We start from the raw sequence: 2,910 nt of genomic DNA on the forward strand, positions 1-2,910 counted from the left end.
GGGGTGTTCGACGGCATCGACCTCGACTGGGAGTGGCCGGGGGGAGGAGGCCAGCCCGGCAACACGGTCCACCCCGACGACGCCGCGAACTTCACCCCGCTGGTGGCGGAGTTCCGCCGCCAACTCGACGCGCTGTCCGAGGAGACCGGGCAGGAGTACACGCTCTCGGTGTCGCTGCCGGGCGGCGCCGAGCAGAGCGCCGCCTACGACGCCGAACTGTTCGAACTCGTCGACTTCGCCACGGTCCAGGGTTACGACTTCGCGGGGCCCTGGAGCGAGCGGACCGCCCACCACTCCAACCTCCACGCCCCGGGGAGCGATCCCGACGCCAACAGCGTCGACCGTGCCGTCCAGCGCTACCTGGACCTGGGCGCGCACCCCTCACGACTGGTCGTGGGCGTGCCCGCCTTCGGCCGCGGCTGGCAGGGCGTGGGACCGGAGGGCGCGGGGCGCGGCCAGGTGCCCGAGGCACCCGCCGAGGACGCCTACGACGGTCCCACCATGGCCTTCGCGGACCTGGAGGAACGCGAGGGGCGGCGCTTCCTCGACGAGGAGGCGGGCGCGTACTGGATCTACGACGGCGACACCTGGTGGACCTACGACAACACCGACGTGATCACGCTCAAGGGCGAGTACGTGCGTGACCGGGGGTTGGGCGGGCTCATGATGTGGAACCTGGACATGGACCCGGACGGCACACTGGTCCGGGCCATGGACGAGTCCCTGGACTGAGCCGGGGCGAGGGGCCTCCCCAGAACCGGTGACGATCCGGGCGCGCCACGGTTGCCACGGCCGGACCCGGGCGGCCACGCTGAGGACATGGCCGACGCGCAGCTCACCTCCTCCCGTACCGCCCCCGCCGACCTCCGACACGACCTGGAACGACGGGTCCGGGGCACGGTCGCCTTCGACCCGGGAACGCTCGCCCTGTACACCTCCGACGCCTCCAACTACCGCCGTGTCCCGCTCGGCGTCGTCATCCCGGAGACCGTCGACGACTGTGTGGCCGCCGTCCGCACCTGCGCCGAGCACGGTGTGCCGGTCGTGCCGCGCGGCGGAGGCACGTCGATCGCGGGCAACGCCATCGGCACCGGCGTCGTCATCGACACCTCCCGCCACCTTCGCGCCATCGAGGACATCGACCCGGTGGCGCGCACCGCCACCGTGCAGCCCGGTGTCATCCTCGACGACCTGCGCCGGGCGACCGCCGAACACGGGCTCACCTTCGCACCAGATCCCTCCACGCACAGCCGCTGCACGATCGGCGGCATGGTCGGCAACAACGCCTGCGGCTCCCCCTCCGTGGCCTGGGGCACCACCGCCGACAACATCGTCTCCCTCGACGTCCTGCTCTCCGACGGCACCCGCATGACCGTCGGTTCCCAGCACAGTGCGCAGGAGTGGGAGGAGCTGACCCGGCGCCCCGGCCGCGAGGGGCGGATCTACGCCGAGCTCACCCGGATCGTCGAGGACCACCGCGCCGAACTGCGCACCGCCATGCCCGAGTTCCGGCGCCGCGTCTCCGGCTACGCCCTGGACCGGCTGCTCCCGGAGAAGGGTCGCGACGTCGCCGCCGCCCTCGTCGGCACCGAGGGCACGTGCGTGTTCGTGCTCGGCGCCACGGTGCGCCTGGTCGAGTCGCCGCCCGCCCGCGCCTTGGCCGTCCTGGGCTACCCGGACGCCGCCTCAGCCGCCGACGCCGTGCCCGACCTGATCGGCCACGCTCCGCTGACGGTCGAGGGCATCAACGACCGTATGGTCGCCGCCCTGGACCGTCAGGGTTCCCGCTCCCGTGTGCCACTGCCCGAGGGCGGCGCCTGGCTCCTGGTGGAGATCGCCGGAGGGGACCCGGCCGAGGCCGCCGGGGCGGCGGAGCGGATGCTCTCCGGGCTCAAGGGCGCCTCCCGCCCGAGGGACGCGGTCGTGGTCACCGACGTCGCCCACCAGAGGGCGCTGTGGCGGATCCGGGAGGAGGGGGCCGGACTCACCCAGCGCACCCCCGACGGGAACGACGCGTGGTCCGGCTGGGAGGACGCCGCCGTGCCGCCGGAGAACCTCGGCGGCTACCTGCGGGCCTTCGACGCCCTCATGGAACGGCACGGCCGCTTCGGTGTCGTCTACGGGCACTTCGGCGACGGCTGCCTGCACGTGCGCATCGACTTCGGCCTCACCCACGAGCGGGGGCGGCGGGAGTACCGGGCCTTCATGGAGGAGGCGGCCGACCTCGTCGTCGCGCACGGCGGCTCCCTGTCCGGCGAGCACGGCGACGGCCAGGCCCGCTCCGAACTCCTGGGCCGCATGTACCCCGAGTCGGTCATCCGGGCGTTCGGGGCCTTCAAGCGTGCGTGGGACCCCGACGGCCTGTTGAACCCGGGCATCATCGTCGACCCCCTCCCCCTGGACGCCGACATCCGGGTGGCCTCCGACCTCCGGCCCGAGCTGCCGCTGCTGTCGGAGGGCGCCCTGGCCTACACCGACGACGACGGCGACTTCGCCCGGACCCTGCGCCGGTGTTCCGGCGTGGGCAAGTGCCGCCGCCAGAGCGGCCCCGGCGTCATGTGCCCGAGCTACCAGGTCACCCAGGAGGAACGGCACTCCACCCGCGGGCGCGCCCACCTGCTGTTCGAGATGGCGAGCGGCGAGGTCATCACCGACGGCTGGCGGTCGGAGGAGGTGCGCGAGAGCCTCGACCTGTGCCTGTCGTGCAAGGGCTGCCTGAGTGACTGCCCGGTCAACGTGGACATGGCCGCCTACAAGGCCGAGTTCCTCCACCAGCACTACAAGGGCCGTGTCCGACCCGCGGCCCACTACTCGATGGGCTGGCTGCCCGTCTGGGCCCGCCTGGCGGCCCTGGCACCGGCCGAGACCAACCGGGCGGCACGCCTGCCCGGGGTGTCGCGGCTGGGCAAA

General features: G+C 73.2%; 2 protein-coding genes. Both read left to right on the top strand.

Annotated elements, in window-relative coordinates:
* Positions 1-732, top strand: a 732-nt coding sequence (locus tag D471_RS0116340) for a glycoside hydrolase family 18 protein (RefSeq protein ID WP_017599618.1), incomplete at its 5' end; no start/stop codon positions are given.
* Positions 733-819: 87 nt separating this feature from the next.
* On the top strand, positions 820-2,910 hold a 2,091-nt coding region (locus tag D471_RS0116345; protein ID WP_017599619.1), incomplete at its 3' end, for an FAD-binding and (Fe-S)-binding domain-containing protein.

The sequence above is a fragment of the Nocardiopsis lucentensis DSM 44048 genome, assembly GCF_000341125.1.
GTDB lineage: Bacteria > Actinomycetota > Actinomycetes > Streptosporangiales > Streptosporangiaceae > Nocardiopsis > Nocardiopsis lucentensis.